Raw genomic sequence first — 261 nt, forward strand, 5'->3', positions numbered from 1 at the left:
GGAGATTAACGCGTTAGGCCGAGACGAGCCTGCTCAGGTGCTCAGTTCGCTAAAGCTCATGCAGGACGGCCTGCGAAATGTCATCGAGGCGATTACAAAGTCATCCATTCGTATTGCGGCCTCTGCACATGAGCTCAAAGTAGTCAGCCATTTCCGATTACAGGTACTCATCAGGCAGTAGATCTTGCTGAAAAGCTCGATCTCGTGATCCGTTGCAGGGATTGGCTCGCCAGGTTCCAGTGACAGGATGTCACGAATGGC

1 protein-coding gene is annotated in these 261 nt (G+C 52.5%); it reads left to right on the forward strand.

All coding sequences use genetic code 11. The annotated features are described in order from the left end of the window. On the forward strand, positions 1 to 181 hold a 181-nt coding region (locus SB786_RS36685; RefSeq protein ID WP_410731645.1), incomplete at its 5' end, for a hypothetical protein. Between the last annotated feature and the right edge of the window lie 80 nt (positions 182 to 261).

The sequence above is a fragment of the Burkholderia sp. SIMBA_062 genome (genome assembly GCF_046534765.1).
Classification (GTDB): Bacteria; Pseudomonadota; Gammaproteobacteria; order Burkholderiales; family Burkholderiaceae; genus Burkholderia; species Burkholderia ambifaria.